The sequence below is a fragment of the Paenibacillus periandrae genome, from assembly GCF_022458865.1.
Classification (GTDB): Bacteria; Bacillota; Bacilli; order Paenibacillales; family NBRC-103111; genus Paenibacillus_S; species Paenibacillus_S periandrae.
The window spans coordinates 1-255 of record NZ_JAJNMU010000222.1 but is presented as its reverse complement, the minus strand read 5'-3'; the positions used below and the strand labels follow the sequence as shown (position 1 = coordinate 255).

1 pseudogene is annotated in these 255 nt (G+C 49.8%); it reads left to right on the top strand.

Features of this window, described 5'->3' with window-relative positions:
* Positions 1 to 255, top strand: a pseudogene (locus LRL21_RS47515) (extracellular solute-binding protein); the annotation flags it as partial.

The window sequence follows — 255 nt, the reverse complement described above, 5'->3', positions numbered from 1 at the left end:
ACCAGGATCCGGCTATCACGCAGCAGTGGGATAAAGGCTTTGCGCTCCTAAAGGAGCTTGGCCCTTACATGTATCAAAAAGGCGTATATCCTAAGAAGAATCAAGGTACCCTTGACATTCTCGCCAGTGGCGAAGTCGATATGATTCCGGCATGGTCGGATATGGGTCTGGAGCAGCTCAGCAAAAAGATGCTGCCGGATACGATCAAATTGACACAAATCGAGCCTTCCTTTACGGGTGGCCCTTCCTACATTG